Here is a 1,720-nt window from a genome sequence, read left to right on the forward strand (position 1 = left end):
CCGCGCCGACGAGCGCGCCCGCGCGGCCGTCGCCGCCCGGCACGGCCGCTCGCCCGACGAGGTGCTGGTCCTCAACGGCGCGGCCGAGGGCTTCGCGCTGCTGCCGAACCTGCACCCGTGCCTGGCCGCCGTGGTGCACCCGTCGTTCACCGAGCCCGAGGTGGCGCTGCGGGACGCGGGCGTGCCCGTGCACCGGGTGCAGCTGTGGCCGGAGGACGACTACGCGCTGCGGCCCGACCTGGTGCCGGACGAGGCCGACCTGGTGGTGCTGGGCAACCCGACCAACCCGACGTCCGTGCTGCACCCGGCGGAGGCCGTCGCGGCGCTGAGCCGGCCGGGCCGCGTGCTGCTGGTGGACGAGGCGTTCGCCGACACCGTCCCCGGCGAGCCGGAGTCGCTCGCGGGCCGCGCCGACCTGCCCGGCCTGCTGGTGCTGCGCAGCCTCACCAAGACGTGGGGCCTGGCCGACCTGCGCGCGGGCTACCTGCTCGGCGCGCCGGAGCTGCTGGCCCGGCTGGCGCTGCCCCGTCCGCAGTGGCCGGTGGGCAGCCTGGTGCTGGAGGCCGTCACGGCGTGCTGCGAGCCATCGGCCGTGGCCGAGGCCGAGGCGGCGGCGCGGGAGGCGCGGGAGCACACCGCGCACGCCGTCGACCTGCTCGGCGACCTGGTGGTCGTGCCGCCGGACGCGCCGTTCGTGCTGCTGCGCGTGCCGGACGGGGAACGGGTGCGCGAGGCGTTGCGGGACAAGGGGGTCGCGGTGCGGCGGGGCGACACGTTCCCCGGCCTGACCCCGGACCACCTGCGCGTCGCCGTGCGCGCGCCGGAGGAGTTCGCGGTGCTGGTGGACGCCCTGCGAGTCGTGCTGGAGGACCGGTGACCGGGACGCCGACGCTGGGGGACGTGCTGGCCGCGCTGGAGGCCGCCTACCCGCCCGCGACCGCCGAGGCGTGGGACGCCGTGGGCCTCGTCTGCGGCGACCGCGCCGAACCCGTGTCCAGGGTGCTGTTCTGCGTCGACCCGGTCGAGTCCACAGTGGACGAGGCGCTGGAGGTGGGCGCGCAGCTCCTGGTGGCGCACCACCCGCTGATGCTGCGCGGCGTCACGGGCGTGCCGGCGGACGACCCGAAGGGCGCGCTGGTGCACCGGCTCATCCGGTCCGGTGTCGCCCTCTACACCGCGCACACCAACGCCGACGCGGCCAACCCCGGCGTCTCGGACGCCCTGGCCGAGGCGATCGGCCTGCACGTCACCGGCCCGCTCACGCCCGCGCCCGCCCGTCCGCTCGACGTGCTGACCACGTACGTGCCGGTGGACCGGGCCCAGCGGGTCCTGGACGCGCTGCACGCCGCCGGCGCGGGCACCCTCGGCGACTACGACACCGTGGCGTGGACCGTCGACGGCACCGGCCAGTTCCGGCCGCTGACCGGCGCGAACCCGGCCGTGGGCGAGGTCGGGCGGCTGGAGCGGCTGCCGGAGACCCGCGTCGAGGTCGTGCTCGACCGGCGCCGCCGCGCCGACGTGGTGGCCGCCCTGCGCGCCGCGCACCCGTACGAGGAAGTCGCGTTCAACCTCAACGAGGTCGCCGACCTGCCGTCGGACACCGGCATCGGCCGGATCGGCGAGCTGGACCGGCCCGAACCGCTGCGCGAGTTCGCCCAGCGCGCCGTCGACGCCCTGCCCGCCACGGCGTGGGGCGTGCGCGCGGCGGGCGACCCGGACC

The 1,720-nt window shown here is 77.7% G+C and carries 2 protein-coding genes; both read left to right on the top strand.

The features are described from left to right. Positions 1–877 (top strand): Rv2231c family pyridoxal phosphate-dependent protein CobC (gene cobC / locus ACFQ3T_RS36410; protein ID WP_380730689.1); only part of this gene is annotated, 877 nt, incomplete at its 5' end. Continuing rightward, a partial coding sequence (locus tag ACFQ3T_RS36415) for a Nif3-like dinuclear metal center hexameric protein (RefSeq protein WP_380730691.1) occupies positions 874–1,720 on the top strand: 847 nt, incomplete at its 3' end. The genes cobC and ACFQ3T_RS36415, both read left to right, overlap by 4 nt.

It is taken from the genome of Saccharothrix hoggarensis, assembly GCF_042678885.1.
Lineage (GTDB): Bacteria > Actinomycetota > Actinomycetes > Mycobacteriales > Pseudonocardiaceae > Actinosynnema > Actinosynnema hoggarensis.